Origin of the sequence: Pseudomonas sp. NBRC 111131 (assembly GCF_001320525.1) — a bacterium.
Classification (GTDB): domain Bacteria; phylum Pseudomonadota; class Gammaproteobacteria; order Pseudomonadales; family Pseudomonadaceae; genus Aquipseudomonas; species Aquipseudomonas ceruminis.
Window position 1 is genome coordinate 149,075 of the sequence record NZ_BCBH01000006.1, and the last position, 26,968, is coordinate 176,042.

At 63.0% G+C, this 26,968-nt stretch carries 21 protein-coding genes, 2 pseudogenes and 1 riboswitch; of the genes and pseudogenes, 15 read left to right on the forward strand and 8 right to left on the reverse strand.

Translation table 11 applies throughout. From position 1 onward, the window contains the following. Positions 1 to 178: 178 nt before the first annotated feature. Entirely contained in the window at positions 179 to 994 is an 816-nt protein-coding gene (locus APH34_RS08525; RefSeq protein ID WP_054900734.1) for a M48 family metallopeptidase, read from the forward strand. A gap of 84 nt (positions 995 to 1,078) precedes the next feature. Here the strand turns inward: APH34_RS08525 and APH34_RS08530 are convergent, their stop codons facing one another. From APH34_RS08530 to APH34_RS08540, 3 genes are all read right to left on the reverse strand, one after another. Further along, on the reverse strand, positions 1,079 to 1,660 hold the full coding sequence (locus APH34_RS08530) for a TMEM165/GDT1 family protein (RefSeq protein ID WP_177337017.1): 582 nt from the start codon (positions 1,658 to 1,660) through the stop codon (positions 1,079 to 1,081). Between the two features lie 91 nt (positions 1,661 to 1,751). Beyond that, a riboswitch (yybP-ykoY riboswitch) is annotated at positions 1,752 to 1,871 on the reverse strand. 39 nt (positions 1,872 to 1,910) lie between these two features. Then, complete coding sequence (locus APH34_RS08535; protein WP_054900736.1) at positions 1,911 to 2,909, reverse strand: class I SAM-dependent methyltransferase; 999 nt, start codon at positions 2,907 to 2,909, stop codon at positions 1,911 to 1,913. A 53-nt stretch (positions 2,910 to 2,962) separates the two neighbouring features. Beyond that, positions 2,963 to 3,928 carry a 2-hydroxyacid dehydrogenase gene (locus APH34_RS08540; protein WP_054900737.1) on the reverse strand — a complete coding sequence of 322 codons (966 nt, stop codon included), beginning with the start codon at positions 3,926 to 3,928 and terminating at the stop codon, positions 2,963 to 2,965. A gap of 163 nt (positions 3,929 to 4,091) precedes the next feature. On the opposite strand from APH34_RS08540, the gene APH34_RS08545 reads away from it, so the two are divergent. The 8 genes from APH34_RS08545 to APH34_RS08580 all read left to right on the forward strand — a co-directional run bounded on the left by APH34_RS08545 (position 4,092) and on the right by APH34_RS08580 (position 16,379). Continuing rightward, entirely contained in the window at positions 4,092 to 5,774 is a 1,683-nt protein-coding gene (locus APH34_RS08545; protein ID WP_054900738.1) for a fatty acid--CoA ligase, read from the forward strand. Positions 5,775 to 6,104: 330 nt separating this feature from the next. After that, positions 6,105 to 7,991 (forward strand): DUF1302 domain-containing protein, encoded by a 1,887-nt coding sequence (locus tag APH34_RS08550; protein WP_054900739.1) that lies wholly within the window; start codon positions 6,105 to 6,107, stop codon positions 7,989 to 7,991. 25 nt (positions 7,992 to 8,016) lie between these two features. Further along, positions 8,017 to 9,381, forward strand: coding sequence for a DUF1329 domain-containing protein (locus tag APH34_RS08555; protein ID WP_054900740.1), 1,365 nt, complete (start codon positions 8,017 to 8,019; stop codon positions 9,379 to 9,381). A gap of 257 nt (positions 9,382 to 9,638) precedes the next feature. Continuing rightward, a complete protein-coding gene (locus tag APH34_RS08560; protein ID WP_054900741.1) occupies positions 9,639 to 12,356 on the forward strand; it encodes a LuxR C-terminal-related transcriptional regulator in 2,718 nt (905 codons plus the stop codon). 152 nt (positions 12,357 to 12,508) lie between these two features. Next, positions 12,509 to 14,116 (forward strand): tetratricopeptide repeat-containing response regulator, encoded by a 1,608-nt coding sequence (locus APH34_RS08565; protein ID WP_054900742.1) that lies wholly within the window; start codon positions 12,509 to 12,511, stop codon positions 14,114 to 14,116. Then, positions 14,113 to 14,805: a sensor histidine kinase KdpD gene (locus APH34_RS08570; protein WP_054900743.1), complete on the forward strand. Its 693-nt coding sequence runs from the start codon at positions 14,113 to 14,115 to the stop codon at positions 14,803 to 14,805. The genes APH34_RS08565 and APH34_RS08570 overlap by 4 nt, the downstream gene beginning before the upstream one ends. Positions 14,806 to 14,901: 96 nt before the next feature. After that, complete coding sequence (locus APH34_RS08575) at positions 14,902 to 15,546, forward strand: MBL fold metallo-hydrolase (protein ID WP_054900744.1); 645 nt, start codon at positions 14,902 to 14,904, stop codon at positions 15,544 to 15,546. A 110-nt stretch (positions 15,547 to 15,656) separates the two neighbouring features. Further along, entirely contained in the window at positions 15,657 to 16,379 is a 723-nt protein-coding gene (locus APH34_RS08580) for an OmpA family protein (RefSeq protein WP_054900745.1), read from the forward strand. A gap of 36 nt (positions 16,380 to 16,415) precedes the next feature. On the opposite strand, the gene pta is transcribed toward APH34_RS08580, so the two are convergent. Next, entirely contained in the window at positions 16,416 to 18,503 is a 2,088-nt protein-coding gene (gene pta, locus APH34_RS08585; protein ID WP_054900746.1) for a phosphate acetyltransferase, read from the reverse strand. 31 nt (positions 18,504 to 18,534) lie between these two features. Further along, positions 18,535 to 18,837, reverse strand: a complete 303-nt coding sequence (locus APH34_RS08590; RefSeq protein WP_082422744.1) for a DUF3565 domain-containing protein — start codon at positions 18,835 to 18,837, stop codon at positions 18,535 to 18,537. On the opposite strand from APH34_RS08590, the gene APH34_RS08595 reads away from it, so the two are divergent. The 3 genes from APH34_RS08595 (at position 18,836) to APH34_RS08605 (ending at position 21,177) form a co-directional block, all read left to right on the forward strand. Further along, entirely contained in the window at positions 18,836 to 19,321 is a 486-nt protein-coding gene (locus tag APH34_RS08595; RefSeq protein WP_054900786.1) for a peptidylprolyl isomerase, read from the forward strand. The genes APH34_RS08590 and APH34_RS08595 overlap by 2 nt on opposite strands. 148 nt (positions 19,322 to 19,469) lie before the next feature. Next, positions 19,470 to 19,952 carry a glutathione peroxidase gene (locus APH34_RS08600; protein WP_054900748.1) on the forward strand — a complete coding sequence of 161 codons (483 nt, stop codon included), beginning with the start codon at positions 19,470 to 19,472 and terminating at the stop codon, positions 19,950 to 19,952. Positions 19,953 to 20,073: 121 nt separating this feature from the next. Further along, positions 20,074 to 21,177: an NADH:flavin oxidoreductase gene (locus APH34_RS08605; RefSeq protein ID WP_054900749.1), complete on the forward strand. Its 1,104-nt coding sequence runs from the start codon at positions 20,074 to 20,076 to the stop codon at positions 21,175 to 21,177. Here the strand turns inward: APH34_RS08605 and APH34_RS08610 are convergent. Then, complete coding sequence (locus APH34_RS08610; protein WP_054900750.1) at positions 21,146 to 22,360, reverse strand: glycosyltransferase family 1 protein; 1,215 nt, start codon at positions 22,358 to 22,360, stop codon at positions 21,146 to 21,148. The two genes, APH34_RS08605 and APH34_RS08610, sit on opposite strands and share 32 nt — an antisense overlap. A gap of 266 nt (positions 22,361 to 22,626) precedes the next feature. On the opposite strand from APH34_RS08610, the pseudogene APH34_RS30300 reads away from it, so the two are divergent. Further along, positions 22,627 to 23,313 (forward strand): annotated as a pseudogene (locus tag APH34_RS30300) (PAS domain-containing protein); the annotation flags it as partial. 111 nt (positions 23,314 to 23,424) lie between these two features. Continuing rightward, positions 23,425 to 23,853: pseudogene (locus APH34_RS30305) on the forward strand (methyl-accepting chemotaxis protein); the annotation flags it as partial. 63 nt (positions 23,854 to 23,916) lie between these two features. On the opposite strand, the gene cysZ reads toward APH34_RS30305, so the two are convergent. Further along, positions 23,917 to 24,645, reverse strand: coding sequence for a sulfate transporter CysZ (gene cysZ / locus APH34_RS08620; protein ID WP_054900752.1), 729 nt, complete (start codon positions 24,643 to 24,645; stop codon positions 23,917 to 23,919). Between the two features lie 331 nt (positions 24,646 to 24,976). Here cysZ and trxB point away from each other — a divergent pair, with 331 nt between their 5' ends. After that, positions 24,977 to 25,939 (forward strand): thioredoxin-disulfide reductase, encoded by a 963-nt coding sequence (gene trxB, locus APH34_RS08625; RefSeq protein ID WP_054900753.1) that lies wholly within the window; start codon positions 24,977 to 24,979, stop codon positions 25,937 to 25,939. A gap of 166 nt (positions 25,940 to 26,105) precedes the next feature. On the opposite strand, the gene nadC is transcribed toward trxB, so the two are convergent. Continuing rightward, positions 26,106 to 26,954 carry a carboxylating nicotinate-nucleotide diphosphorylase gene (nadC, locus tag APH34_RS08630; protein WP_054900754.1) on the reverse strand — a complete coding sequence of 283 codons (849 nt, stop codon included), beginning with the start codon at positions 26,952 to 26,954 and terminating at the stop codon, positions 26,106 to 26,108. Positions 26,955 to 26,968: the final 14 nt, after the last annotated feature.

A 26,968-nucleotide genomic window follows, 5' to 3' on the forward strand; every position in this document is an offset into this window, starting at 1 on the left:
GGCTATTGCCAGTCATCACGCCGGTGAACGGCCGGCGTGCGGCTGTACGCGACGAGTTGCTTGCATGGAATCGGATGTGGGCGAAGGTGTACACGGATGTGAAGAATCTTACTTACGGCTATAGCGGGCACTGGCGACTCGGCCTAGGATACGGCGCATGTAAAAAGGGAGTGTTTTCATGCGTAAGTCTTTTGTCGTCAGCCTGTTGAGTGCCGGCATCCTGCTGGCTGGTTGCCAGGCAGTGAATACCACCAGCGGCGGTGCTGTCGGCGTTGAGCGCAAGCAGTACATGTTCAGCATGCTCTCGACCGCTGAGGTCAACCAGATGTATGCCCAGTCGTATCAGCAAACCCTCGGCGAGGCTTCGAGCAAGGGCGCGCTGGACAAGTCCAGCGCCGATGCCAAGCGCGTTCAGGTTATCGCCGACCGGCTGATCGCCCAGGCGCCGAAGTTCCGCCCGGATGCTGCCCAGTGGCAATGGGAAGTCAACGTGATCAAGAGCGATGAGCTCAATGCCAACTGCGGGCCAGGCGGCAAGATCATCGTCTACACCGGGCTGATCGATCAGCTCAAGCTGACCGATGCCGAGATTGCCGCGGTGGTGGGTCACGAGATCGCCCACGCCCTGCGTGAGCACAGCCGCGAAGCCATGTCCAAGGCCTACGGTGTGGAAATGGCCCGCCAGGGTGCGGGTGCGCTGTTTGGTCTTGGCCAGAACAGCATCGCGCTGGCCGACCAGGTGGTGAACTACGCCATGACCCTGCCCAACAGCCGCGCCAACGAGAACGAAGCTGACCTGATCGGCCTGGAACTGTCGGCGCGTGCCGGTTACGACCCGAATGCCGCGATCACCTTGTGGAACAAGATGAGCAAGGCGTCGGAGGGCGCACCGCCTGAGTTCATGAGTACCCACCCGGCCTCCGAGAGCCGCATCGCTTCGCTGCAGGCGGCCATCCCGAAGGTGATGCCGTTGTACGAAGCGGCGCGCAAGTAACACGCAGCAGGGCCCAGGTTTCAAGCTGCAAGTAAGGCCGGTACACCTGGTACAGGCTTGGCCTGCAGCTTGCAGCCGCAGTTGTTACCCCACCCAGCCACTGGTCTTCATCGCCGAGTACACGGCCACGACCGCCAGTACGAAGAACGCGGCCGCTGCCAATCGACGAATCAGCGTCAAAGGCAGTTTCTCTGCTGCAAAGTTACCCGCCAGTACCACGGGCACGTTGGCAATCAGCATGCCCAGGGTGGTACCGATGATCACCATGATCAGGTGTGGGTACTGGGCTGCCAGCATCACCGTGGCGACCTGGGTCTTGTCACCAATCTCGGCCAGGAAGAACGCGATCAGCGTGGTGAGGAACGGCCCGAAGCGGCGTGCCGGGTTTTCGTCGTCATCCATCTTGTCCGGCACCAGGGTCCACAAGGCTGTGGCGGTAAAGCTCGCGGCGAGCACCCAGTGCAACATTGTCTCGGTAAAGAATCCGCTGACCCAGGCCCCCACGGCACCGGCCGCGGCATGGTTGGCCAGGGTAGCGGCGATGATGCCGGCGATGATCGGCCAAGGCTTGCGGAAGCGGGCGGCGAGAATGAGCGCGAGCAGTTGCGTCTTGTCGCCAATTTCGGCGAGGGCGACGATCGCGGTGGGGACGAGCAGAGATTCCAGCATCAGGTTTCCTACGGGGGCGGGTCGACACGGCTATGACACGTACAGCCTTCCCGCCCCGGGTAAGGTGTGCGTGTCATAGGTCTTGTCAAACCCTGGATCCGTCTGCGCGGATCGTGGGTCGCACGCGCCATGGCCTGTGGGCCAAGTGTGTTGACGCGTGCCGGGCGAGCAGGGTGCTCGCGGGAGACTACTCCCCTAGGACGGAGCGGATTCTGCCTAGCCGAAACGCTTTCGGCAAGCCCTGTTTTTAACCGCGTGTTGCCCGGTAGATGCGAAAGCCGTCAGCTTCGGCGCACGTCTGGCAGTTGCCCAGGGCACCTTCGATCAATGGCTGGTAGCGCAGGAAGCTGTTGGCAACCAAGCGCATTTCGCCACCTTTTCGAAGGTGTTGGCCTGATTTTCTCAGCAAGTTTTCTGACGCCTGATAATTGGTGTGTACGCCGGTATGGAATGGCGGGTTGCTCAGAATCAGGCTCAGGTCGGTCGGCGCTGCATCGATGCCGTCGCCACTGATAACTTCGCCTTCCAGGCCATTGGCGGCCAAGGTCAAGCGGCTGGCGGCCACGGCAAAGGCGTCCACATCGAGCATTGTGACCCGGTTTTGGGGGTAACGCCGCTTGACCGTGGCACCCAGCACGCCCGCGCCACAGCCAAAGTCCAGCACATGGCCCGACGGCAGGTCGTCCAGATGCTTGAGTAGCAGCGCGGTGCCGCGGTCGAGCCGGCCGTGGCTGAACACGCCGGGGAGGCTGACGACCTGCAACGGGCCGTCTTCCAGTTCGAGGGCAAAGCGCTCGGCCAGGCTCTCCAGGGGCTTGGCTTGAGGGGCATGGTCAACGGTCACTTGCCATAGCTGGCAATGCCGGGCGCTGTCCAGCTTGCGTGGCTTACCGAACGCTTGCAGCTGCTTGGCTGCCCCCTCGATGCCGCCACGTTTCTCGCCCACCAGGTACAGCTCGCGGCCGCCCAGGCGTGATGCCAGGGCGTTGAGCAGGTAGGCCGCCAGTTCGCGGGATTTGGGCAGGAACAACACGGCCCGCTCGAAAGCCACCGGCGGCACCTCGACGGCGTAATGGCTACGCCCGGGGTAGCGGCCGTCGAGCATGGCCTGGTCACCGGCATGCCAGGTCCAGCCATGGGCCTTGGGCAGTTGGCCGAGCAGGTCGTCGGCGGGGGCGCCGGCGATCAGCAGCGGCCCCTGGAACAGGTCCGCCTGGCGGAGCAACACTTCACTGCGCGGGTCCATGGACGACGCCTCCTGAAAAAAGTGGCGCAGTGTAGCAGAGGCCGGCTTTGCGCTCAGCTGACCACGCGGCGGGGCTGGCCGGCGAAGAAGGCCTGGGCGTTTTCACTGAGCTGGCCGACGATGCGTTGGCGGGACTCCACCGCGCCCCAGGCGCTGTGAGGGGTAATCAACAGGCGCGGGATGCCTTGTTCCAGCAGCGGGTTGCCATTGACTGGCGGCTCCACGCTCAGTACGTCGGTGGCGGCGCCACCCAGATGGCCGTTGCGCAGGGCGTTGGCCAGGGCCTGTTCATCGATCAGGCCGCCGCGGGCAGTATTGACCACCAGTGCGCCCGGCTTGAGCAGCGCCAGTTCGCGGGCACCGAGCATGTGCCGGGTGTGTTCGTTGAGCGGGCAGTGCAGGGTGAGGGCGTCCACCTGCGGCAGCAATTCATCCAGCGGCAGCCGATCGTCGCGCGCTGGGCGCCCGGGTATCTGCCCGCTCAGCACGCGCATGCCGAAGGCTTCGGCCAGCCGTGCGACGGCGCCGCCCAGTTCACCATGGCCCAGCAGGCCAAGGGTCTTGCCCTCCAGTTCGACGATCGGGAAATCCAGCAGGCAGAACTGGCTGGCCTTGGCCCATTGGCCATCGGCTACGGCCTGGTTGTAGTCACACAAGCGTGTGGCCAGCGCGAGCAGCAGGGCGAGTGTGTGCTGGGCGACCGAGGGTGTGCCGTAGCCTTGGCAATTGCACACGGTGATGCCCTGGGCGCGGGCGGCTGCCAGGTCGACGTTGTTGGTACCGGTGGCGGCGACCAGGATCAGCCTGAGCTGCGGATTGGCGGCCAGGGTGGCCGCGTCGAGCATGACCTTGTTGCTGATCACCGCGACAGCGCCCTGCAAGCGCTCGGCCACTTGTTCCGGGCGGGTGGCGGGAAACAGCTCGAGTTCATCGAAGAGGTTACGCAGGGGAGAAAGGTCAAGGTCCCCCAGATCAAGGGACTGATGATCGAGAAACACGGCGCGACGCGGGCTGGGCATCTGGAAAGGCTCCGGTGGCTAGGGCAGGGATTGATCCATCCACCGAACAATGCCACTCATACCTGCGCCAGCCAAATCATTCCTTCGGCTGATTTGACCGTCACCCTGGCGAACTACAGTAGATCCAGATTTGTTCGGCTCGCTTTCACGAAAAGGGATACCCATGTTGCAGACCCGCATCATCAAGCCCGCCGAGGGCGCCTACAGCTTCCCGCTGCTGATCAAACGCCTGCTGATGTCTGGCAGCCGTTACGAGAAGACCCGCGAAATCGTTTACCGCGATCAGCTGCGGCTGACGTACCCCCAGCTCAACGAGCGCATCGCCCGCTTGGCCAACGTATTGACCGCCGCCGGGGTCAAGGCGGGGGACACCGTGGCGGTCATGGACTGGGACAGCCATCGCTATCTGGAGTGCATGTTCGCCATTCCGATGATCGGCGCGGTGGTGCATACCATCAATGTGCGCCTGTCACCCGAGCAGATCCTCTACACCATGAACCACGCCGACGACCGCTTCGTGCTGGTCAATAGTGACTTCGTCGGCCTCTACCAGGCCATTGCCGGGCAACTGACGACGGTCGACAAGACCCTGCTGCTGACCGACGGCCCGGACAAGACCGCCGAGCTGCCGAACCTGGTCGGCGAATACGAGCAACTGCTCGCCGCTGCCAGCCCTCATTATGATTTCCCGGATTTCGACGAGAACTCGGTCGCCACCACCTTTTACACCACTGGCACCACCGGCAACCCTAAGGGGGTGTACTTCACCCACCGGCAACTCGTGCTGCATACCCTGGCCGAGGCCTCGGTAACAGGCAGTATCGACAGCGTGCGCCTGCTTGGCAGCAACGATGTGTACATGCCCATCACTCCGATGTTCCACGTGCACGCCTGGGGCATACCCTACGCGGCTACCATGCTGGGCATGAAACAGGTCTACCCCGGGCGCTACGAGCCTGACATGCTGATCAAGCTCTGGCGCGAAGAGAAGGTCACCTTCTCGCACTGCGTGCCGACCATTTTGCAGATGCTGCTCAATTGCCCGGGCTCACAGGGCCAGGATTTCGGTGGCTGGAAGATCATCATCGGCGGCAGCGCACTCAACCGCTCGCTTTATCAGGCTGCGCTGGCCCGCGGCATCCAGCTGACCGCAGCCTACGGCATGTCTGAAACCTGCCCGCTGATTGCTGCGGCGCACCTGAACGATGAGCTGCAGGCCGGTAGTGAGGATGAGCGCGTCACCTACCGGATCAAGGCGGGGGTACCGGTACCGCTGGTGGAGGCGGCCATCGTCGATGGGCAGGGCAATTTCCTTCCGGCTGACGGCGAAACCCAGGGTGAGCTGGTACTGCGTGCGCCCTGGCTGAGCATGGGGTATTTCAAGGAACCACAGAAGAGCGAAGAGCTGTGGCAGGGCGGATGGCTGCACACCGGGGACGTCGCCACGCTCGATGGCATGGGTTACATCGATATCCGTGATCGCATCAAGGACGTGATCAAGACCGGCGGCGAGTGGATTTCCTCGCTCGACCTTGAGGACCTCATCAGCCGTCACCCTGCTGTGCGCGAAGTGGCGGTGGTAGGCGTGGCCGACCCGCAATGGGGAGAGCGCCCCTTCGCCTTGCTGGTGGTGCGCGAGGGCCAGGCAATCGACGCGAAGCTGCTCAAGGAGCACCTCAAGCCTTATGTCGAGGAAGGGCACATCAACAAGTGGGCCATTCCCAGCCAGATCGCCATTGTTACAGAAATTCCCAAGACCAGTGTGGGCAAGCTCGACAAGAAGCGCATCCGCCAGGACATCGTCCAGTGGCAGGCCAGTAACAGTGCTTTCCTTTCAACGCTCTAAGTGCGGTGCGGGTCGTGCACGTCAGAACACGACCCGCATGCCAGAGCGGTTCGTGCCTTGCCAAACGGGAAATATGCGCCATGCTTGAGCACTGCCGATACGCAGCCTGGGATACACAGGGCGAATTGGCGGCTGGTGTGCAAATCACACTTTAGAGGGATCAAGCACCCTAGTCTGCTGGCTATAGTCGGGGCCAGGGGATTTTCAGGAATGGGGGAGGGCGATACGTGCAACACGTGTCGCCGCGGGTGCAAGCCCGCATACCGGTCGCTCGGGGCCGTTCTTGAAAGGACTCACTGCCATAACAAAAAAGTACATGGAGTAGCGTCGATGACATCTGCAAACACGTTCTGGCGCCGGGCCAAGTTGCCCTTGGCCGTCAGCCTTGCTTCCACGCTCGCAAGTCCTGCTTTTGCGGTCAGTTTCAACATCGGGGAAATCGAAGGCCAGTTCGATTCGTCGCTCTCAGTCGGGGCCAGCTGGTCGACTGCCAACCCTAACAAGAACCTGATCGGGGTCAACAATGGCGGCAAGGGGCTGTCGCAGACCTCCGACGATGGCCACCTGAACTTCAAGAAAGGCGAAACCTTCTCGAAGATATTCAAGGGCATCCATGACCTGGAGCTCAAGTACGGCGACACCGGCGTGTTCGTGCGTGGCAAGTACTGGTACGACTTCGAACTGAAGGACGAGGGCCGCGAGTTCAAGGACATCAGCGATTCCGGTCGCAAGGAAGGCGCCAAGTCTTCCGGCGCGCAGTTGCTCGACGCGTTCGTCTACCACAACTATTCGATCGGCGATCAGCCAGGCTCGGTGCGCTTCGGTAAGCAGGTGGTGAGCTGGGGTGAGAGTACCTTCATCGGCGGGGGCATCAACTCGATCAACCCGATCGACGTGGCCGCCTTCCGCCGCCCGGGTGCCGAGATCAAGGAAGGCCTGATCCCGGTCAACATGTTCTACATCTCGCAGAGCCTGACCGACAACCTCTCGGCCGAGGCGTTCTACCAGATCGAGTGGGACCAGACCGTCGTCGACAACTGCGGTACCTTCTTCTCCCAGCCTGACATCATCGCCGATGGTTGCAGCAACAACCTGCGCGTGCTCAACAGCAGCCGCACAGTGCCCGGCGCGGCGCAGCAGTTCCTCGCCACCCGTGGCGTGGATATCAACGAAGAAGGCGTGATGGTGGCCCGTGGCGCCGACCGGGACGCCCGCGACAGCGGCCAGTTCGGTGTGGCCATGCGCTACATGTTCGAGCCGCTCGATACCGAGTTCGGCGCCTACTTCATGAACTACCACAGCCGGGCGCCGATTTTCAGCGCCACCGGTGCCTCACCGTCGGTCTTCGCCGGCTTGAGCGCGCTGCCGGCGCAATTGCGCACGCTGGCGCCGCTGATCGTGGCGGGCAACTCCAAGTACTTCGTCGAGTACCCCGAGGACATCCGCCTGTATGGCCTGAGCTTCTCTACCACACTGCCCACTGGCACCGCCTGGAGCGGTGAGATCAGCTACCGGCCGAATGCACCAGTGCAGTTGAACACCACCGACATTCTGTTTGCCGGTGTACGTCCGATTGGCGGCGCACTGGCCAACGCCTCGCTGCTCAGCGGCACCCCGGGTGAAGACCTGCACGGTTACCGCCGCAAGGAAATCACCCAGTTCCAGACCACCCTGACGCATTTCTTCGACCAGGTGATGGGCGCCAGCCGCATGACGGTGGTCGGCGAACTGGGCGTTACCCACGTCGGTGGTCTGGAGAGTGCGCATGATGTCCGCTATGGCCGCGACCCGGTGTTCGGCCCCGGCCCGCTGCCGGCAACCGGTGGCGCCGATACCTGCCAGGCGCTGAACGCCAGCACCATCGCTGGCGCCGGCCCCGGCGCCTCGACCACCAACCTCAACCGCAAGTGCGAAAACGACGGCTACACCACCAGTACCTCCTGGGGTTATCGCGCCCGGGTCATCTGGGACTACAACGACGTGTTTGCCGGGGTCAACCTCAAGCCCAACGTGGCCTGGTCGCATGACGTGTCCGGTTACTCGCCAGGCCCTGGCGGCAACTTCGAGGAAGGCCGCAAGGCAATCAGCCTGGGCCTGGACGCCGAGTACCAGAACACCTACACCGCCAGCCTGTCGTACACCAACTTCTTCGACGGCAAGTACAGCACCGTGGATGATCGCGACTTTGTCGCCCTCAGCTTCGGCGTGAACTTCTAAGCACACAGATCCAGGACGACACGACATGAACAAGACCAGAAGTCTGCTGCAAGCCGGTGTGCTGGGCCTGTCCCTGCTGGCGACCAGCGTCATGGCTGCGGTTTCCGCCGACGAAGCGGCAAAGCTGGGCAGCACCCTGACGCCCATGGGCGCAGAAAAGGCCGGTAACGCCGATGGCTCCATCGGCCCATGGCAACCGCTGGCCAAGACCGCCGGCAGTGTAGATGCCAAGGGTTTCCTTTCCGACCCATACGGCAGCGACAAACCGTTGTTCACCATCACGGCGCAGAACGTCGAGCAGTACAAGGACAAGCTCTCGCCGGGCCAGGTGGCGATGTTCAAGCGCTACCCGGACACCTTCAAGATCCCGGTGTACAAGACCCACCGGGGTGCCACGGTGCCTGACGAGGTGTTCGCCGCCATCAAGAAAAATGCTACCGCTACCACGCTGGTCGAAGGCGGCAACGGCCTCAACAACTTCCTGACGGCCGTGCCGTTCCCGATCCCCAAAAGCGGCCTTGAAGTGATCTGGAACCACATAACCCGTTACCGCGGCGGCAGCGTGACCCGTCTGGTGACCCAGGCCACACCGCAGCAGAATGGCTCGTACAGCCTGGTGTATTTCCAGGACCAGTTCGTCTTCCGCGATCGGATGAAGGACTACGACGCTAACAACCCGGGCAACATCCTCTTCTACTTCAAGCAGGAAGTGACCGCGCCAGCGCGCTTGGCCGGTACCGTACTGCTGGTGCACGAGACGCTCGACCAGGTGAAGGAACCGCGCAAGGCGTGGATCTACAATGCCGGCCAGCGCCGCGTGCGCCAGGCGCCGCAGGTGTCGTATGACGGCCCCGGCACTGCGGCCGATGGCCTGCGGACTTCGGACAACCTGGACATGTACAACGGTGCGCCAGACCGTTACGACTGGAAGCTCGAAGGCAAGAAGGAGATGTACATTGCTTCCAACGCCTACAAGCTGGACGATCCGAAGCTCAAGTACGCCGATATCCTGAAGGCAGGGCACATCAATCAGGACCTGACCCGTTACGAGCTGCGCCGGGTGTGGCATGTGGTCGCCACGCTCAAGCCGGGCCAGCGGCACATCTACGCCAAGCGTGACTTCTACATCGACGAGGACACCTGGCAGGCTGCGGTGATCGACCAGTATGACGGCCGTGGCCAGCTGTGGCGCGTTTCCGAGGCGCATGCCCAGGACTACTACAACGTGCAGGTGCCGTGGTACACGCTGGAGGCTATCTACGACCTGCAATCGGGCCGTTACCTGGCCCTTGGCATGAAAAACGAAGAGAAAAAAGCCTACGACTTCGGTTTCAGCGCCAGCAAGGCTGACTTCCAGCCAGCGGCCCTGCGCCAATCGGGCATTCGTTAAGCGCTGTTCGCAACGCCTTGTCATCTCCCAGAACGCCCCGGCTTGCCGGGGCGTTTCTGTTCCGGCCCTGCCCAGGCCAATAAGGCCGGTGAATGCTTCGCCAAAGCCCCGTAGCAGCGCCTGTCTGTCAGCGATGTTGCTTTTTGTTGTAGTCTTTTTCGGGCCAATGGCGCCCATCATCTTCAAATGTGCGGCGTTACCCGCTAGTCTCGCAACAATCCGTACCGCCGTAGTCTTCCAATTAGAACGAGCCGGCCATGACAGATTTGTCCCGTACGCATGGATTCGCCAGCCAGGCCCTCGGCCTGCTGGACGGGCGTTTCTTCCGGCCACCGCTACCGGATGGCCACGTGCCGCGTGCGCGCTTGTGCCAGCGCCTGCAAGCCGGCCTCGCGGGGCGCCTGCTGCTAGTGAATGCCCCGGCGGGTTTCGGCAAGAGCTCCCTGGCTATCGAGTTTTCCGAGTCGCTGCCCGAGCATTGGCGCAGCCTCTGGCTGGGCCTCAGCCAGCGCGATGCCGACCCCGGTCGCTTTCTGGAGCGCCTGCTCGAAGGCCTGCAGCAATATTGCCCAGCCTTGGGTGGCCAGGCCATGGGCCTGCTGAAAATGCGCCAGCGCCATCAGCCGTTTGCCTATGAGGAATGGCTCGATGGCCTGCTCGATGAGCTGGCCCTGTACCTGCAGGCCGATACGCCTTTGCTGCTGGTGCTGGACGACTATCACCTGGCTCAGGGGCCGGTGCTCGATCGCTGCCTGCAGTTTTTCCTCAATCACCTGCCAAGCGGCCTAGTGCTGCTGATTACCAGCCGCCAGCGGCCGGGCTGGCACCTGGCGCGGCTGCGCCTGTCACGGCAATTGGTCGAGCTCAACGAACAGGATCTGCGCCTGACGCCCGATGAAGCGCTGGCAGTGCTCGGCCGCCAGCCTACAGGGCTGCGTGGCCAAGCGCTGGATAACCTGATCCAGCGCAGCGACGGTTGGGTGGCCGGGTTGCGCTTCTGGCAGCTGGCGGCCAGCGAGTCCGGCGATGAGCATACCTTGCCGCAGGCCTTGCATGGCGGTGAAGGCCTGATTCGCGATTACCTGCTCGAAGAGGTCATCGATATCCTCCCCGCAGAGGTACAGTCGTTCTTGTTCGAGACCGCGTGCCAGGAGCGTTTCTGCGCCGCATTGTGCGATGCGCTGCGTGAACGCACCGACAGCGCTGCCACGCTCAGCTACCTTCAGTCCCATCAAGTGTTTCTGGTGCCGCTGGACGAGCACGGCCACTGGTACCGCTACCACCATTTGTTCTCCGACCTATTGCGCAGCCGCCAGTCCAGCGTGCCGCAGGCACACCTGCACCTGCGCGCCTGCCGCTGGTTCCAGGCCCAGGGGTTGCTCGACGAAGCGGTAGAGCAGGCGCTGCGTGCTGGCCACCTCGATGTTGCCGCAGACCTGGTGCAGAGCCTGTCCGAAGAGCAACTGCTGGCGGAGCAGAACGTCGGCATGCTGCTGCGCTGGAAGATGGACCTGCCCGACAGCCTGCTGATCAGCACCCCACGCCTGATCGTGCTGTACAGCTGGGCACTGGGCCTGGCCTGCCAACTGGATGCGGCGCAGGAGCTGGCCAGCTACCTCAGCCGCTTCCTGCCTGCCCCCTCGGCAACGGCGCAAAAGTCCATGCTGGCGCAATGGCTCGCGCTGAGCGGGGTGATCGCCCGTGGCCGTGGCGATCGTGAGCGCACCTTGGCCTACTGCGAAGAGGCCCTGCAGAGCCTGCCAGGCAAGCGTTATGGTCAGCGCCTGGTGTGCCTGTCGACGTTGTCCAACCTGGCGATTGCCGATGCGGACTTCTGGCGAGCTCGCGGCTGGAACCGTGAGGCGTTGGAGCTGGCTCAGCGGGTGGGCAACCCCTTGTTCGAGGCCTTGGCTCACTACGATCGTGCCCGCGTGCTGCATGCCCGGGGCGAGGCGCTGCGTGCACTGAGCGAGGTGCGCCAGGGCCTGCAGCGGCTGCAGGGGCTTTCGGCGCAGCGCCTGTATGCCGTGCGTGCGCGGCTGACCCTGTACGAGGGCTACCTGCTGGTGGCACGTCTGCAACCTGCGCAAGGGCGCGCCCGCCTGCGGGCCGGGCTGGGTGAGGCACGTGCCTGTCGTGACATCAGTGTGCTGATCGGCCACTGCGTAATCGCTTCGCTCGATGGCCGTGAGGGCCATTATGCCGAAGCCTTCGCCGAGCTTGCCGAGGCGGAGCGGTTGATGCACATCTGGGATGTGCCGCCGGTGTTCTACCTGGCCATGATCACGCTGGTGAAGTGCGAGTTGTGGCTGAGCCAGGGGCGAATCGACCTGGCCGAGTCCTGGTTGCTACGCCTGGGCCAGACATACGGCGGCGAACAGCCAGCGGCGGCACCCGAGTTCCACCCGTTGCTGCCGCTGCATATCGAATTGCAGCAAGCCTTGCTCGAGCGCATTCAGGGCCGCACTGATGAGGCCGCCAGGCGTCTGCACGGCCTGGTCGAGCAGGGTCAGGCCAGCGGCGGCATGATGTTGGCCCTCAACGCCCTGTGCCAATGGATTGCCTTGGCGCTTGAGCAGGGGAAGGAGGCGCACGCCGCCGAGCTTCTGCCGGCGGCCATGGCGGCGGCGCAAGGTGGCGTGTTGCAGCCTTTTCAGCGCCTGGTCGAACTGCATCCCTTGTGGCTGCGGGAGCAGTTGCTTGCGCGTGTTGCCTGCAAGGTTCAGGTGGAGTTGCTGGCCCGTCTACCCGCCTTGGCCGTACCCGGTGGCAGCACCGGTGAGGCTTTGAGTGGCCGTGAGCTGGCCGTGCTCGAATTGATCGCTCAGGGTTGTTCGAACCAGCAGATCAGTGAGCGGCTGTTCATATCACTGCACACCGTCAAGACCCACGCCAGCCATATCAACAGCAAACTGGGGGTGGAGCGGCGTACCCAGGCCGTGGCGCGCGCCAAGTCGCTGGGCTTGCTGGCCTGATCGTAGCCACGGGCGTGATGGCTCGCTAAAATGATGGCTCAAAGCCATTATTGCGCGTTGCGCTCATCTTTCCAGACCGGTGGCCGATACAAGGGTCGGCGGTACGCATCGCCACGCACACTCCTCCCCATCATCCAAGACAGGTTGTGTTGATGCTGCAGTACGGGCAAAAGAGCTTTCTGATCGTCGACGACTTCACCGATTTCCGCACGTCGACGCGTTCCATGCTGCGCGAACTGGGCGTTCGTGACGTGGACACTGCCGACAGCGGTGAACAGGCCCTGCGCATGTGCGGGCAGAAGCGCTATGACTACATACTCCAGGACTTCCACCTTGGTGACGGCAAGAAAAACGGCCAGCAGGTGCTCGAGGACCTGATCCTCGACAAGCTGATCAGCCACGAGTGTGTCTTCATCATGGTGACTGCCGAGAGCAGCCAGGCCATCGTGCTCAGCGCCCTCGAACACGAGCCTGATGCGTACCTGACCAAGCCGTTCAACCGCGTCGGCCTGGCCCAGCGGCTGGAGAAACTGACGCAGCGCAAAACCTTGCTCAAGCCGATACTCCAGGCGCTGGACCGTGGCCGTCCTGCTGAAGTACTGGCCGCTTGCGCCGAGCTGTGCAAGAAAGACCCGCGTTTCGCACCGCTGTGCCTGCGCTACCGCGCCGATGCTCTGCGCGATCTCAACCGTTTCGATGAGTTGGAGAAGTTCCTCAAGGCCATCCTCGCCAGCCGCCCGCAACCATGGGTGTACTCGGCACTGGGCAGCCTGATGCACAAGCGCGGCCAGAATGCCCAGGCCCAGGGTGTCTACGAACAGGCGCTCAAGGCGTTCCCGATCATGCCCGGCCTGTACGATGGCATGGCCAACGTGCTGGTGGCCCAGGGTGAAACCAAGCGTGCGCAGCACATGCTCGAGGAGGCCGTGCGCCTTTCGCCTCTGGCCGTGCGCCGTCAGGCCGCACTGGGCAAGCTGGCGCTGGACAACGAAGATTTCGAGAGCGCGTCCAAGGCGTTTCGCCACGCGGTGAACCAGGGTCAGAGCTCGCGCTACAAAGATGCCGAGAGCAACCTCGGGCTGGTGCAGGCATTGATGAACAAGAACGCAGGCTTCGGCCTGGATGCGCGCACCCGCGTCGAAATCAACACCGTGCTCAGTGAGGTAGCCAAGGACAACGTCGAGGACCAGGGCCTGCAAGTGCGTGCGCGCCTGATGAAGGCCGCCAGCCTGCAGCAGGCAGGCGATGCGGAAACGGCGGCCAAACTGACCGAGCAGGCCATGCAGCGGCTGGACAAGATGGACCAGTTCTTCTCGGTCGAGGCCGCCCTGACAGTGGCCAAGCAACTGCAGGCGCTTGGCCAGGAAGCCGCTGGCAGTACCATCCTCAAGGGCTGCGTTGAAACCTACGGTGACGATCCCAGCGTGATGCAAAGCGTGGCCAGGCTGACTGACGACCCCGGTGTGCTCGGTGCCGTCACCGAGGCGGTCGACCTCAACCGTCAGGGAGTACGCAGCTACCAGGCCGGGCAGCTCAACGAGGCCTTGCAGATGTTCCGCAAGGCCTTGTCATTGCAGCCCAAGAACATCAGTATTGCCCTGAACACGGCCCAGGCGCTGCTGCGCATCGGTGGCGAAACCACGCCGCCGGCGATCTTGCAGGAGTGCCGCAACTGCCTGACCAGCGTGGCTGGAATACCTGCCAGCGACAGCCGCTATGACCGCTATCGCAAATTGCACATCAAGGTTTTCGGCGCATGAGCCAGGACAATCAGGGGCTGGATTTTTCCACGGTGATCGCCTCCACCGTGCACGACCTGAAAAACTCGCTGTCTGCGCTCATCCAGTCCCACGACCAGTGGCTGGCGCGCCTGCCCGAGGCGCTGCGTGGCGGCACCGAGCAAGGGGTGATCGAACACGAGTTCCGCCACCTCAACGGCATGCTGGTGCAGTTGCTGGGGTTGTACAAGCTGGGTGTCAACCAGTTGCCGGTGTGCCCGGACTACCATGAGCTGGACGATTTCATCGAAGCCCAGCTGGCTGCCCACCAGCAAGTGCTGGAGCATAACGACATCCTCGCCACCTGGCGGATCGACGGTGACAACCCATTGGGCTTTTTCGATCGTGAGCTGGTGGCGTCGGTGATTGCCAATGTGGTCACCAATGCCACCCGGTATGCCGGGCACGCGCTGCTGATCAGCATCGAGGAAGAAAACGAGCAGTTGGTGATCAGCGTCAACGATGACGGCCCTGGCTACCCAGCGCGAATGCTTGAGCGGCAGCAGGATTACGTTCAGGGCATCGATGCGCAAAGCGGCAGCACCGGGCTTGGCCTGTACTTCGCGGCGCGGATTGCGGCATTGCATGAGCGTAACGGTGTACGCGGGCGGATCGAGATTGCCAATGGCGGGACGCTTGGGGGTGGGTTGTTCAGGTTGTATCTACCCTGATTTTGCGGGGCTTGCGGCTCCAGCTGCGCTGGGACTGGATAATTGCCTCCCTGACATTGGCAGCGATAACATCCGGGCAGTCGTCAGGAGTTTCCCATGAGCGCTGCCCCAACCACCTTAATTCGTGAAACCTTCCCGGTAGGCCCTTTGCAGTGTAACTGCACCCTGATTGGCGACCCGCTGACCAGAAAAGCCATCGTCGTCGATCCCGGCGGCGACCCGGACAAGATCCTCGCCCGCCTGCAGGCCCACGGCCTGACACTGGTGAGCATCATCCACACCCACGCCCACTTCGATCACTTCCTCGCTTCGGGCCAGCTCAAGGCGCTCACCGGCGCCACGCTGCACCTGCACAAGGACGACCAGCCGCTGTGGGACAACCTGCAGATGCAGTGCCAGATGTTCGGGGTGCCCTACACGCCGGTACCGCCGCCTGACCGCTGGCTGGGCGACGACGAAGAGCTGGCCTGCGGCTGTGGTGTGGCGTTGCACACACCCGGGCACACGCCGGGGTCGATGAGTTTCTGGTTCGCTGACGCCAAACTGCTGATTGCCGGGGATACCCTGTTCCGCCGTGGTATCGGCCGTACCGATTTGTGGGGCGGCGATCAGCGGGCTATCGTTCGTTCGATCAAGGAGCGGCTGTACCGCCTGGATGAAGAGGCCATCGTGGTCACCGGCCATGGCCCGGATACCCGCCTGGGTGACGAGATGCGCGAGAACCCGTTCGTACGGGCCTGAGCCCGCATGAACAGTGTTTCATGGAATTATTTCGCCCACCTGCAATCCAAGCCTGGCATCGTTCCGTATGCGATCTGCCGCACATATGAATTTTTTGTAGGAGCTTGTCCATGTTCACCATGCGTCGTCTGATTATCGTCGCAACCGCCGCAGCCCTGATGACCGGCTGCGCCGGGCAGAACCCTTATGACAGCCAAGGCCAGGCGCAGGGCGATTCTACGGGGATGAGCAAGACCGCCAAGTACGGCGGCCTGGGCGCGTTGGCCGGTGCCATCGCCGGTGCCGCCATCGATCACAACCACCGTGGCAAAGGCGCGTTGATTGGCGCCGCCGCAGTGGGTGCCGCCGCCGCCGGTTACGGCTACTACGCCGACAAACAGGAAGCCGAGCTGCGCGCGCAGATGGCCAATACAGGCGTCGAGGTACAGCGCCAGGGTGACCAGATCAAGTTGATCATGCCGGGCAACATCACCTTCGCCACCGACTCGGCGAATATTGCACCGAGCTTCTATGCGCCACTGAACAACCTGGCCAGCTCGTTCAAACAGTTCAACCAGAACACCATTGAAGTGGTCGGTTTCACCGACAGCACCGGCAGCCGCCAGCACAACATGGACCTGTCGCAGCGCCGCGCGCAATCGGTCGGTACCTACCTGACGTCCCAAGGTGTGGACGCTTCGCGTGTGTCGATTCGCGGCATGGGCCCGGACCAGCCGATTGCGAGCAACGCCGATGCCAATGGCCGTGCGCAGAATCGTCGAGTCGAGGTCAACCTGAAGCCCATCCCGGGCCAGCAGTATGACCAGCAGGGTCAGGTTCAGCAGTACCCCTGATTGGCCTGCGGGGCTGCCAATGCAGCCCCGCAGCCTTTAACGCACGACGCTGGCCTGAATCGCGGTCAGGGCGATGGTATGAACGATATCGTCCACCTGTGCCCCCCGCGGCAAGTCGTTCACCGGCTTGCGCAGCCCCTGGAGCATCGGGCCCAGGCTGACCCCGTCGGTACTGCGCTGCACTGCCTTGTGGGTGGTGTTACCGGTATTGAGGTCGGGGAACACGAACACAGTGGCACGCCCGGCCACCGCGCTGTCCGGGGCCAGCTGGCGGGCAATGTCCGGGTTGGCGGCGGCGTCGTACTGCAGCGGGCCATCGATCAACAGGCCCGTTTGCGTTTCCTGGGCCAGGCGCGTCGCTTCGCGCACCTTCTCCACTTCCTCATCGCTCGCCGAATCGCTTGAATAGCTGATCATTGCCACCCGTGGCGCAATGCCGAAGGTGTGTGCCGATTCGGCGCTCTGGCGGGCGATTTCCGCCAGCTCGTTGGCACTGGGGTGCGGGTTCATCACACAGTCGCCGTATACCAGCACCTGCTCGGGGAACAGCATGAAGAATACCGACGACACCAGGCTCGCCCCCGGGGCGGTCTTGATCAACTGCAGCGCAGGGCGGATGGTGTTGGCGGTGGAGTGCACCAGGCCCGAGACCAGGCCATCGACTTCGTCGAGCGCCAGCATCATGGTGCCGATCACCACCGGGTCCTCCAACTGCTGCTCGGCCATCGGCGCATTGAGGTTCTTGCTCTTGCGCAGGTTGACCATGGGTTCGACATAGCGCCCGCGAATCAGCTCGGGGTCGAGGATTTCCAGGTCAGCTGGCAGGGTGATGCCTTGTGCGCGGGCCACCGCTTCGACGGCTTCGGGCTTGGCCAGTAGCACGCAACGGGCAATCCCACGCGCCTGGCAGATGGCGGCGGCCTGCACCAGCAGGGGCTCGGCGCCTTCGGGCAGGACGATGCGCTTGTTGGCCTGTTGGGCCCTCTGAATCAACTGGTAACGGAATACCGCCGGTGACAGGCGCAGCTCACGCGGCGTGCCACAGCGCTGGTGCAGCCACTCGGCGTCGAGGTGGCTGGCGACGAAGTCGGTGATGAATTCGGCGCGCTCGCGGTCATCCACCGGTATCTCGCGGTTGAGCGAGTTGAGCTGGTTGGCCGTGTCATAGGAGCCGGTGCTTACCGAGAGGATCGGCAGGCCTGCCTGCAAGGCCCCGCGGCACAGGCCGAGAATGCGAGCGTCGGGTTTGCTGTCGCTGGTCAGCAGCAGGCCGGCCAGCGGTACGCCGTTGATCGCTGCCAGGCTCACGGCGAGGATGATATCGTCGCGGTCGCCCGGCGTTACCACCAGGGTGCCAGGGGTCAGCAGCGGCACGGTGTTGGCCACGGTACGCGCGCAGATGATGATCTTGTTCATGCGCCGCTGCTCGTAATCGCCGGCATTGAGCACCTGAGCGCCCAGCAGTTCGGCCACGTCGCGGGTGCGCGGGGCGTTCAGTTCGGGCTGATAGGGGATGCAACCGAGCAGGCGGAAATCATTGCTACGCAGCAGGGGCGAGTGCTCGCGCAGGCGCGTGGCGAATTCGCCCATGCTCTCGTCGGTGCGAACCTTGTTGAGGATCACCCCCAGGACTTTGGGGTCGCGTGGGCCGCCGAACAGCTGGGCCTGCAACTCCACGCGCCCGGACAATTCGCTGAGCACTTCGTTTTCTGGCGCCGAGACCAGGATCACCTCGGCATCCAGGCTTTTGGCCAGGTGCAGGTTGACCCGCGCGGCATAGCTGGCGTGGCGCGTCGGCACCATGCCTTCGACCACCACTACGTCATTGCCGATGCAGGCTTGCTGATAGAGGCGGATGATTTCTTCGAGCAGCTCGTCCAGTTGGCCATCGCCCAGCATGCGTTCGACCTGGGCCAGGCTCAGGGGCAACGGCGGCTTGATGCCGTGGGTGCGGGCGACCAGTTCGGTGGAGCGCTCCGGCCCCGTGTCGCCCGGGTGGGGCTGGGCGATCGGCTTGAAGAAGCCAACCTTGAGCCCGGCACGTTCCAAGGTACGCACCAGGCCCAGGCTGATGGAGGTCAGGCCGACACCAAAGTCGGTCGGCGCAATGAAAAATGTCTGCATGCGTGCTTCTCGAAATAAGCGGTGCAAAAAATTAACGGCCAAGGGTAGCGTTATCGGCCTGCCGTGCACACCAGCCACAGGCGAACGCCTGGCCAATGCGTTGTGCCCGCTGTTGAGGGTCGAGCACCCAAGGGCGTGCCTGCCACGGTGGTTGGTGGCGCAGGTGCTGGGTATGGCCGCAGGACAGCTCGACCACCCAGTGGCCATCCGGGTCCTGGTGAAAGCCCGTGATCCGACTGATGGGCCTCTGCTTGTCCGAGCTGCGTTCGCAATCGGGCGATGCCTTGGTTACACTTGTCCGCTCTACATACTTTTGCAAAAGGTCTTGCCCCATGCTGATCGCCGCCAACAAGGCAGTCTCCATCGACTATACCCTGACCAACGACGCCGGGGAGACCATCGACAGCTCCGCCGGTGGCGCGCCGCTGGTTTACCTGCACGGTGCCGCCAACATCATCCCGGGCCTGGAAAAAGCCCTGGAAGGCAAGCAAGCCGGTGACGAGCTGGACGTTACCATCGAGCCGGAAGAGGCCTACGGCGAATACCTGGCCGAACTGGTCAGCACCCTGAACCGCAGCCTGTTCGAAGGCGTCGACGAGCTGGAAGTGGGCATGCAGTTCCACGCTTCGGCGCCGGATGGCCAGATGCAGATCGTCACTATCCGCGACATCGATGGCGACGACGTCACCGTTGACGGCAACCACCCACTGGCCGGCCAGCGCCTGAACTTCAAGGTCAAGGTCGTCGACGTGCGTGATGCCAGCGAAGAGGAAATCGCTCACCGCCACATCCATGGTGAAGGTGGCCATCACCACTGATTTTCTGCGCTAAGCTCAGAGAGTCGCCAGGCGCTCGGACAAGCCGACAGGCCTCCCCCCGCGGGGAGTTGCACGGCTTGGATGAGCGCCTTTTTAGTGGGCGCGATTCGCCCCAGCGGCAACCGGGAACCTGAGAGGGGATTTCAACATGAGTGCATTTCACGACCTGACGTTAAAGGCGCTGGATGGCCAGGACCTGCCCCTGGCTCCGTTCAAGGGCCAGGTGGTGCTGGTGGTCAATGTCGCCTCCAAGTGTGGCCTGACGCCGCAATACGCTTCGTTGGAAAAGTTGCAGCAGCAGTTCAAGGACAAAGGTTTCAGCGTGCTTGGCTTGCCCTGTAACCAGTTTGCCGGGCAAGAGCCTGGCAGCGACAAAGAAATTCAGGCGTTTTGCACCCTCAATTACGGCGTGAGCTTTGCGCTGGGTGCCAAGCTTGAGGTGAACGGGCCGCAGCGTCATTCGCTGTACCGGTTGCTGGCGGGTGAGGGGGCAGAGTTCCCAGGTGACATCACCTGGAACTTCGAGAAGTTTCTAGTGGGCAAGGATGGGCGGGTGCTGGCACGGTTTGCCCCGCGCACGCCGCCAGATGATCCTGCAGTGGTGCAGGCTATCGAAAAAGCACTGGGCTGACTATTCGGGCCGCGGTGCGGCCCCACCCATGACCCAGAATCACCCGGATCAATAATGCTAGGCCAGGCGCTGCGGTCGCCCTAACCTCAGGCGTATTTCCTCATGCAGACGGAAGCGCCCCATGCCTAGCAACCCCCTGTTCCAGCCCTTCACCCTCGGCGCGCTCGAGCTGCCGACCCGTGTCGTCATGGCGCCAATGACCCGCACCTTCTGCCCCGGTGGCATTCCCCATGACGGCGTGATCGAGTATTACCGTCGCCGCGCCGCTGCCGGCGTGGGCCTGATCATCACCGAGGGCACCACGGTCGGGCACAAAGCGGCCAATGGCTACCCCAATGTTCCGCGTTTTCATGGCCAGGAGGCGCTGCAGGGGTGGAAACGTGTGGTTGACGCTGTGCATGGCGCAGGCGGGCGAATCGTGCCGCAGCTCTGGCACGTGGGCGCCGTGCGACGCCTGGGCACCGAGCCGGATGCCAGCGTGCCCGGCTACGGGCCGAGCGAGAAGATCAAGGACGGTCAGCGAGTGGTGCACGGCATGAGCCACGAGGACATCCGTGAGGTGATCGCTGCGTTCGCCCAGGCGGCGCGTGATGCCCAGGCCATTGGTATGGATGGGGTGGAGATTCATGGTGCCCATGGCTACCTGATCGACCAGTTCTTCTGGGCAGCCAGCAACCAGCGGGACGATGAGTACGGCGGCGACCTGGCTGGCCGCTCGCGTTTTGCCATTGAGCTGATCCAGGCGGTTCGGGCTGCAGTGGGGCCGGATTTCCCGATCATTTTCCGCTTCTCGCAGTGGAAGCAGCAGGACTACAGCGCACGCCTGGTAGAAACGCCGGAGGCGCTGGGCGCTTTCCTCAAGCCGTTGTCCGAAGCCGGTGTGGATATCTTCCATTGCTCCACTCGACGGTTCTGGGAGCCGGAATTCGAAGGCTCCCAGCTCAACCTGGCGGGGTGGACCCGCACATTGACCGGGAAGCCGACCATCACCGTGGGCAGCGTCGGGCTCGATGGCGAGTTTCTTCAATTCATGGTCGATACCGACAAGGTCGCCAGGCCGGCCAGCCTGGAAGACTTGTTGCGGCGCCTGGGTGATGAAGAGTTCGACCTGGTGGCCGTCGGCCGTGCATTGCTGGTGGACGCCGAGTGGGCGCAAAAAGTCCGCGAAGGGCGTGAAGCAGACGTATTGCCGTTCAGCCGCGAGGCACTGACGACCCTGGCTTGATCGCCAGCGTGGTGCCGGCCGCTTCGCCCACGCCCGGCATCGCGTGGTAGGCGTTGGACAGGTGCGCCTCGAATTGCTCGACGATCGCCGGCCAACCCTGGCGGCTGGCATGCTGACGGGCATTGAGGCGTACCCGGCGCAGGGTTTCGCTTTCTTCGAGCAGCCAGCACGCCGCATCAATGAAGGCAGCCTGGTCCCCCGGCATGGCCAATGCACCGCTGTGGCCGTGGCGGATATGCTGGGCGGCCGCGGCTTCGTCGTAGGCGACCACCGCCAACCCGGACGCCATGGCTTCGAGCACCACGTTGCCAAAGGTTTCAGTCAGGCTCGGGAACAGGAACAGGTCGCCGCTGGCGTAGTGTTCGGCCAGTACTTCCCCGCGCAGGGCGCCGCAGAACACGGCATCTGGTAGTTGCTGTTGGAGGCTGGCCCGTTGTGGGCCATCGCCCACGATCACCAGCCGTAAGCGCTGCTGTGGATAAGTCTTTTGCAATGCATCCAGGCAGGGGCGCATCAGGGTCAGGTTCTTTTCCGCAGCCAGGCGTCCTACATGCAGCACGGCGATGTCGTCCGCGCCCAGCCCCCAGGCCTCGCGCAGCGCCTGGTTGCGCCGGGCCGGGTTGAACAGGCAGGCATCGACGCCGCGGGCCATCAAGGCCAGGCGCTCGAAGCCGCGCCGCTCAAGTTCCAGGCGTTGGCTGGCACTGGGTACCAGGGTGGCGGCGGTACGCCGGTGGAACCAGCGCAAGTAATGGGTGAGCAGCCGCGCCAACAGGCCCAGGCCGTACTGGCCGGAGTACTGTGGGAAGTTGGTGTGAAAACCACTGACCACCGCAATGCCCAGCCGCCTGGCAGCGCGCAGCGCACTCAGCCCCAGCGGGCCTTCGGTGGCGATGTACAACACATCGGGCCGCTGCCTGCTCCAGCGGCGCAGCAATTTGTGCATCGACACCTCACCCCATTGCAGGCCAGGGTAGCCTGGCAACGCCCACCCCCGGCACAACAGCAGCGCCGGGTCGTCGCTCGCAGGCCCTTCGCCGGCTTGCCGCGGCCGCACGATCTCCACCCAGTGCCCGCGTTGGCGCAGGCCGTCGCTCAGTCGACCAAGGGTATTGGCCACCCCATTGATTTCGGGTGGGAAGGTTTCGCTGACGAGGGTTATGCGTAGAGCAGGTGTATTCATGACAAAAAGTGTCCGCCTACTGCATTGCGCTCATGTGACGGCTTGGTGACACGCTGATGACGCCTGATTTCTGGCATTCGCCTTTACGAATATTTCCTTGCGGGCCGCTCAAGAACTTCCCCGCAGCAGCCGATGAAGATGCATTCGATCAGGTGATTCGCTCCGGGAGAGCGGTGATGTTCAACAGCAAGCTCAAGAAAGAAATCCAGCAACTGCGCGAAGAGCTGATGTGCGTCGAGCAGGTCAAGAGCAGCCTCGACAGTGAAATGTTGGTGCTCCAGCTTGACCCGCAAGGGCGGATCGAGCAGGTCAACAGCAATTTCGAGAAAGAAATGCTCTACCGCGCCGAGCAACTGATCGGGCGTAACATCGAGGAGATCGTGCCGGCACATGTGAAGAAGCTCGACTTCTATCAGCGCATGCACAGCGCGATCACCCGCGGTGAACACCTTAACGGAGCATTCCGCCTGCTGCGCGGCAACGGTGAGGAGGCGTGGTTGCGTTCGATCCTGCAGCCGGTCAAGAGCGGCGACGGACGCATCAAGCATTTCTCGATGCACTCCAGCGACCTGACCCGCACCATCGAAACCTCACGCGAGCACGAGAGCCTCATCAAGGCGTTGATGCGCTCCACGGCAGTAATCGAATTCAACCTCGACGGCCAGGTCCTGACCGCCAACGACCGCTTTCTGCAGACGGTGGGTTACAGCCTGGAGCAGATTCGCGGCAAGCATCACCGCATATTCTGTGAGCCGGAGGAGGCAAACGCTACTGGCTATCAGGCGTTCTGGGAAAAGCTGCGCCGTGGCGAGTACGTGGCCGATCGTTTCAAGCGTATCGATGCCCATGGACGCACGGTATGGCTGGAGGCGTCCTATAACCCGATCTTCGACGCCCATGACGTGCTGTACAAGGTAGTCAAGTTCGCCACTGTGATCACCGACCAGGTCAATCAGGAGCAGGCGGTGGCACAGGCAGCAGACATTGCCTACAACACCTCGCTTGAAACCGACAACAGTGCGCGCAAGGCCACCGATGTAGTGACCCAGACCGTGCAGGTGATGCGCGGCCTGGAAGGGTCGATGCAGGATGCCGCCGAGGGCATTCAGGCGCTGGACAAGCAGTCGAAAGTGATTGGCGCGATCATCAAGACCATCAGCGACATTGCCGGGCAGACTAACCTGCTGGCGCTCAATGCGGCCATCGAAGCGGCACGTGCCGGTGAGCAGGGCCGTGGCTTCGCTGTGGTCGCCGACGAAGTGCGCCAGCTCGCCTCACGTACCAGTGCCGCTACCGAAGAGATCGCCAAGGTGGTGCAGCAGAACGAACAGCTGGCCCAGGCGGCAGTGGACATCATCGACACCAGCAAGCGCCAGGCCGAACAGGGCCTGGCACTGGCCGCGGATACCGGTGGGGTAATCGTCGAGATTCAGGACGGGGCGAAGAAGGTGGTGGATGCGGTGGGGCAGTTTTCCAGCCAGCTCAGCCAATAAGCGATCGATGCAGGAGCGGCCCTGCCGGGGCGCTCCTGCAGACACTGCGCGTCGTCAGAGTGCTCAGTGACGTTCGCGCACCCAGAACAGTGTCGCCCCGGCCACTGCCGCCGGCATCATCAGCACGTTCACACCGGGGATAAGCAACGCCAGGTAGGTGATGCCGCCAAAGCCCATGCTCTGCCAGCGCTTCTGGCGCAACCAGGCGAGCATGTCCTGCCAGCTCATCTTGTTGTTGTCTGCCGGGTAGTCGATGTACTGGATGGCCATCATCCAGACACCGAACACCAGCCACAGCGGCGCGGCGATCACATTGACCACCGGGATGAACGACAGGATGAACAGGCCGATGGCACGCGGCAGAAAATAACCCAGCTTGCGCATCTCGCGGCTGAACGTGCGCGGCACCATAGCCACCAGTTCGCCCCAGCTGAAGGCAGGGAAGTTGTCTTCGCCACGCACCACCACCTCGACTTTCTCGGCCAGAAAACCATTGAACGGTGCGGCGATGAGGTTGGCCACCAAGGTGAACGTGAAGAACACCATCAACACCAGCAAGGCGACGAACAGCGGCCAGAGAATGTAGCTGAGAAAACTCAGCCAGTCTGGCAGCGCCGGTATCAAGGCATCGAGCCATAGCCTGAACTGGTGGCCAGCGAAGTAGATCAGGCCACCGAACAGCAGCACGTTGACCGCCAGCGGCAGCAGGACGAACAACCGCAGGTTGGGACTCAGCACCAGTTTCAGGCCTTCGCGCAGGTACTGGGGGCCGGAGAGGACAGGGGCTTGCATCGGGATACTCCGCAGAGAAGGGAAAACGCGCTGACCTTACCGGCTTTGCCACGCCGACGAAAGGTGGGGGCAGGGCGGGACACCGCCTGTAACAAAAGCGCCAGGGCCGTTTCCATAGGTGAATTTCACGTATAGAGGTTGCCTATGAGGTGGATTGTCGAAGGATATTTCCTTAATCTCTGCCACCTCGCTACAGTGCGCTCAACTTTCCGGTTTATGGGCCTGCGCGTTGTAGCCTTCCCCAAGTGCTGCGTGGGTCCTTTTTAATTTCCAGCTGGCGCAGCCGGTATATCGATGCCGGCCCCTGCGGCCCGCTCGACAGGAGTTCGACATGTCTGAAGTACGTCATTCGCGCGTCATCATCCTCGGTTCCGGCCCTGCCGGTTACAGCGCTGCGGTCTACGCCGCCCGCGCCAACCTCAAGCCGCTGCTGATCACCGGCATGCAGGCTGGCGGCCAGCTGACCACCACCACCGAAGTCGACAACTGGCCTGGTGACCCCCACGGCCTGACCGGCCCGGCCCTGATGCAGCGCATGCAGGAACACGCCGAGCGTTTCGAGACCGAGATCGTGTTCGACCACATCAACGCCGTCGACCTGGCCAACAAACCTTTCACCCTGACGGGCGACAGCGGCACCTACACCTGTGACGCACTCATTGTCGCTACCGGTGCCAGCGCTCGCTACTTGGGCCTGCCATCGGAAGAAGCCTTCATGGGCAAGGGCGTTTCGGCCTGCGCTACCTGCGACGGTTTCTTCTACCGCAACAAGCCGGTCGCTGTGGTCGGCGGCGGCAACACTGCTGTGGAAGAGGCGCTGTACCTGGCCAACATCGCCAGCAAGGTGACCCTGGTCCATCGTCGCGACACGTTCCGCGCCGAGAAAATCCTGGTCGACAAGCTGCACGCCCGGGTCGCCGAAGGCAAGATCGAGCTCAAGCTCAACGCCACCCTGGATGAAGTATTGGGTGACAACATGGGCGTGACCGGTGCGCGCCTGAAAAACAACGACGGCAGCAGCGACGAAATCAAGGTCGATGGCGTGTTCATCGCCATTGGCCACACCCCGAACACCTCGCTGTTCGAAGGCCAGCTGACCCTGAAGGACGGCTACCTGGTGGTCAACGGTGGACGTGAAGGCAACGCGACTGCCACCAACGTCGAAGGCGTGTTCGCGGCAGGCGACGTGGCTGACCACGTGTACCGTCAGGCCATCACCTCGGCCGGTGCTGGCTGCATGGCAGCGCTGGATGTCGAGCGTTACCTGGACGGCCTGGCCAACGCTTCGTTCTGATTCATGCCCTGAAACACCGCCTTCTGGCTATACCGGCCAGTTGGCGCTAGCGAGGCTGCTACGCAGCCCGTCGCCAACAAGCCAGCTCCCACAGGGATAGCGCATTTCCTGGTCCATTGCGCCAAACCTGTGGGAGCGGGCTGCCCCCGTCCGGCCGTCGCCTACCTTACAGGCTCAGCCGCATCGACAGGTCGACTGCCTTCACATCCTTGGTCATCGCCCCTATCGAGATGTAGTCCACACCCGTCTGGGCAATCACCCGCAACGTGCTCTCGTTCACCCCGCCACTGGCCTCGAGCTTGGCCTTGCCAGCGGTAATGCGCACGGCTTCGCGCATCTGATCCTGGGTCAATTCGTCGAGCATGATGATATCGGCGCCTGCGCTCAGTGCCTGACGCAGTTCATCCAAACTTTCCACCTCGATTTCAACCGGTTTGCCTGGGGCGATCCGGTGTGCCGCGGCGACTGCTTCGGACACGCCACCGCTGGCGGCAATGTGGTTTTCCTTGATCAGGAAGGCGTCATACAGGCCGATACGGTGGTTGTGGCAACCCCCACACGTCACCGCGTACTTCTGCGCCAGGCGCAGCCCTGGCAAGGTTTTGCGGGTGTCGAGCAGGCGTACCTGGGTGCCCTCCACCAGGTCGGCGAGCATGCGGGCCCGGGTGGCCACGCCCGACAGCATCTGCAGGAAGTTCAGCGCGCAGCGCTCGCCGCTGAGCAGCGAGCGTGCCGGGCCTTCGAGGTGGAACAGTACCTGGTTGGCCGTCGCTCGTTCGCCATCGGCCACCTGCCAATGCACGGCCACCCGCGGATCGAGCTGACGGAAGACGGCGTCGACCCACGCGGTGCCGGCGATCACGCAGTCTTCGCGGGTGATGATGGTTGCCTTGGCCAGGCGCTCGGCCGGAATAAGCTGCGCGGTAATGTCACCACTGCCAATGTCCTCCAGCAGCGCACGGCGTACGTTGGCTTCGATCTCGGCAGTCAGGTCGGCAAGGCGTAGGTTCGGCATGTTCGGCTCCACAA

Bases quoted from the DNA above. Each gene is read 5' to 3' on its own strand.
- APH34_RS08525 (WP_054900734.1), top strand. From the start codon at position 179: ATGCGTAAGTCTTTTGTCGTCAGCCTGTTGAGTGCCGGCATCCTGCTG.
- APH34_RS08535 (WP_054900736.1), bottom strand. From the start codon at position 2,909: ATGGACCCGCGCAGTGAAGTGTTGCTCCGCCAGGCGGACCTGTTCCAG.
- APH34_RS08540 (WP_054900737.1), bottom strand. From the start codon at position 3,928: ATGCCCAGCCCGCGTCGCGCCGTGTTTCTCGATCATCAGTCCCTTGAT.
- APH34_RS08545 (WP_054900738.1), top strand. From the start codon at position 4,092: ATGTTGCAGACCCGCATCATCAAGCCCGCCGAGGGCGCCTACAGCTTC.
- APH34_RS08550 (WP_054900739.1), top strand. From the start codon at position 6,105: ATGACATCTGCAAACACGTTCTGGCGCCGGGCCAAGTTGCCCTTGGCC.
- APH34_RS08555 (WP_054900740.1), top strand. From the start codon at position 8,017: ATGAACAAGACCAGAAGTCTGCTGCAAGCCGGTGTGCTGGGCCTGTCC.
- APH34_RS08560 (WP_054900741.1), top strand. From the start codon at position 9,639: ATGACAGATTTGTCCCGTACGCATGGATTCGCCAGCCAGGCCCTCGGC.
- APH34_RS08565 (WP_054900742.1), top strand. From the start codon at position 12,509: ATGCTGCAGTACGGGCAAAAGAGCTTTCTGATCGTCGACGACTTCACC.
- APH34_RS08570 (WP_054900743.1), top strand. From the start codon at position 14,113: ATGAGCCAGGACAATCAGGGGCTGGATTTTTCCACGGTGATCGCCTCC.
- APH34_RS08575 (WP_054900744.1), top strand. From the start codon at position 14,902: ATGAGCGCTGCCCCAACCACCTTAATTCGTGAAACCTTCCCGGTAGGC.
- APH34_RS08580 (WP_054900745.1), top strand. From the start codon at position 15,657: ATGTTCACCATGCGTCGTCTGATTATCGTCGCAACCGCCGCAGCCCTG.
- pta (WP_054900746.1), bottom strand. From the start codon at position 18,503: ATGCAGACATTTTTCATTGCGCCGACCGACTTTGGTGTCGGCCTGACC.
- APH34_RS08595 (WP_054900786.1), top strand. From the start codon at position 18,836: ATGCTGATCGCCGCCAACAAGGCAGTCTCCATCGACTATACCCTGACC.
- APH34_RS08590 (WP_082422744.1), bottom strand. From the start codon at position 18,837: ATGGGGCAAGACCTTTTGCAAAAGTATGTAGAGCGGACAAGTGTAACC.
- APH34_RS08600 (WP_054900748.1), top strand. From the start codon at position 19,470: ATGAGTGCATTTCACGACCTGACGTTAAAGGCGCTGGATGGCCAGGAC.
- APH34_RS08605 (WP_054900749.1), top strand. From the start codon at position 20,074: ATGCCTAGCAACCCCCTGTTCCAGCCCTTCACCCTCGGCGCGCTCGAG.
- APH34_RS08610 (WP_054900750.1), bottom strand. From the start codon at position 22,360: ATGAATACACCTGCTCTACGCATAACCCTCGTCAGCGAAACCTTCCCA.
- cysZ (WP_054900752.1), bottom strand. From the start codon at position 24,645: ATGCAAGCCCCTGTCCTCTCCGGCCCCCAGTACCTGCGCGAAGGCCTG.
- trxB (WP_054900753.1), top strand. From the start codon at position 24,977: ATGTCTGAAGTACGTCATTCGCGCGTCATCATCCTCGGTTCCGGCCCT.
- nadC (WP_054900754.1), bottom strand. From the start codon at position 26,954: ATGCCGAACCTACGCCTTGCCGACCTGACTGCCGAGATCGAAGCCAAC.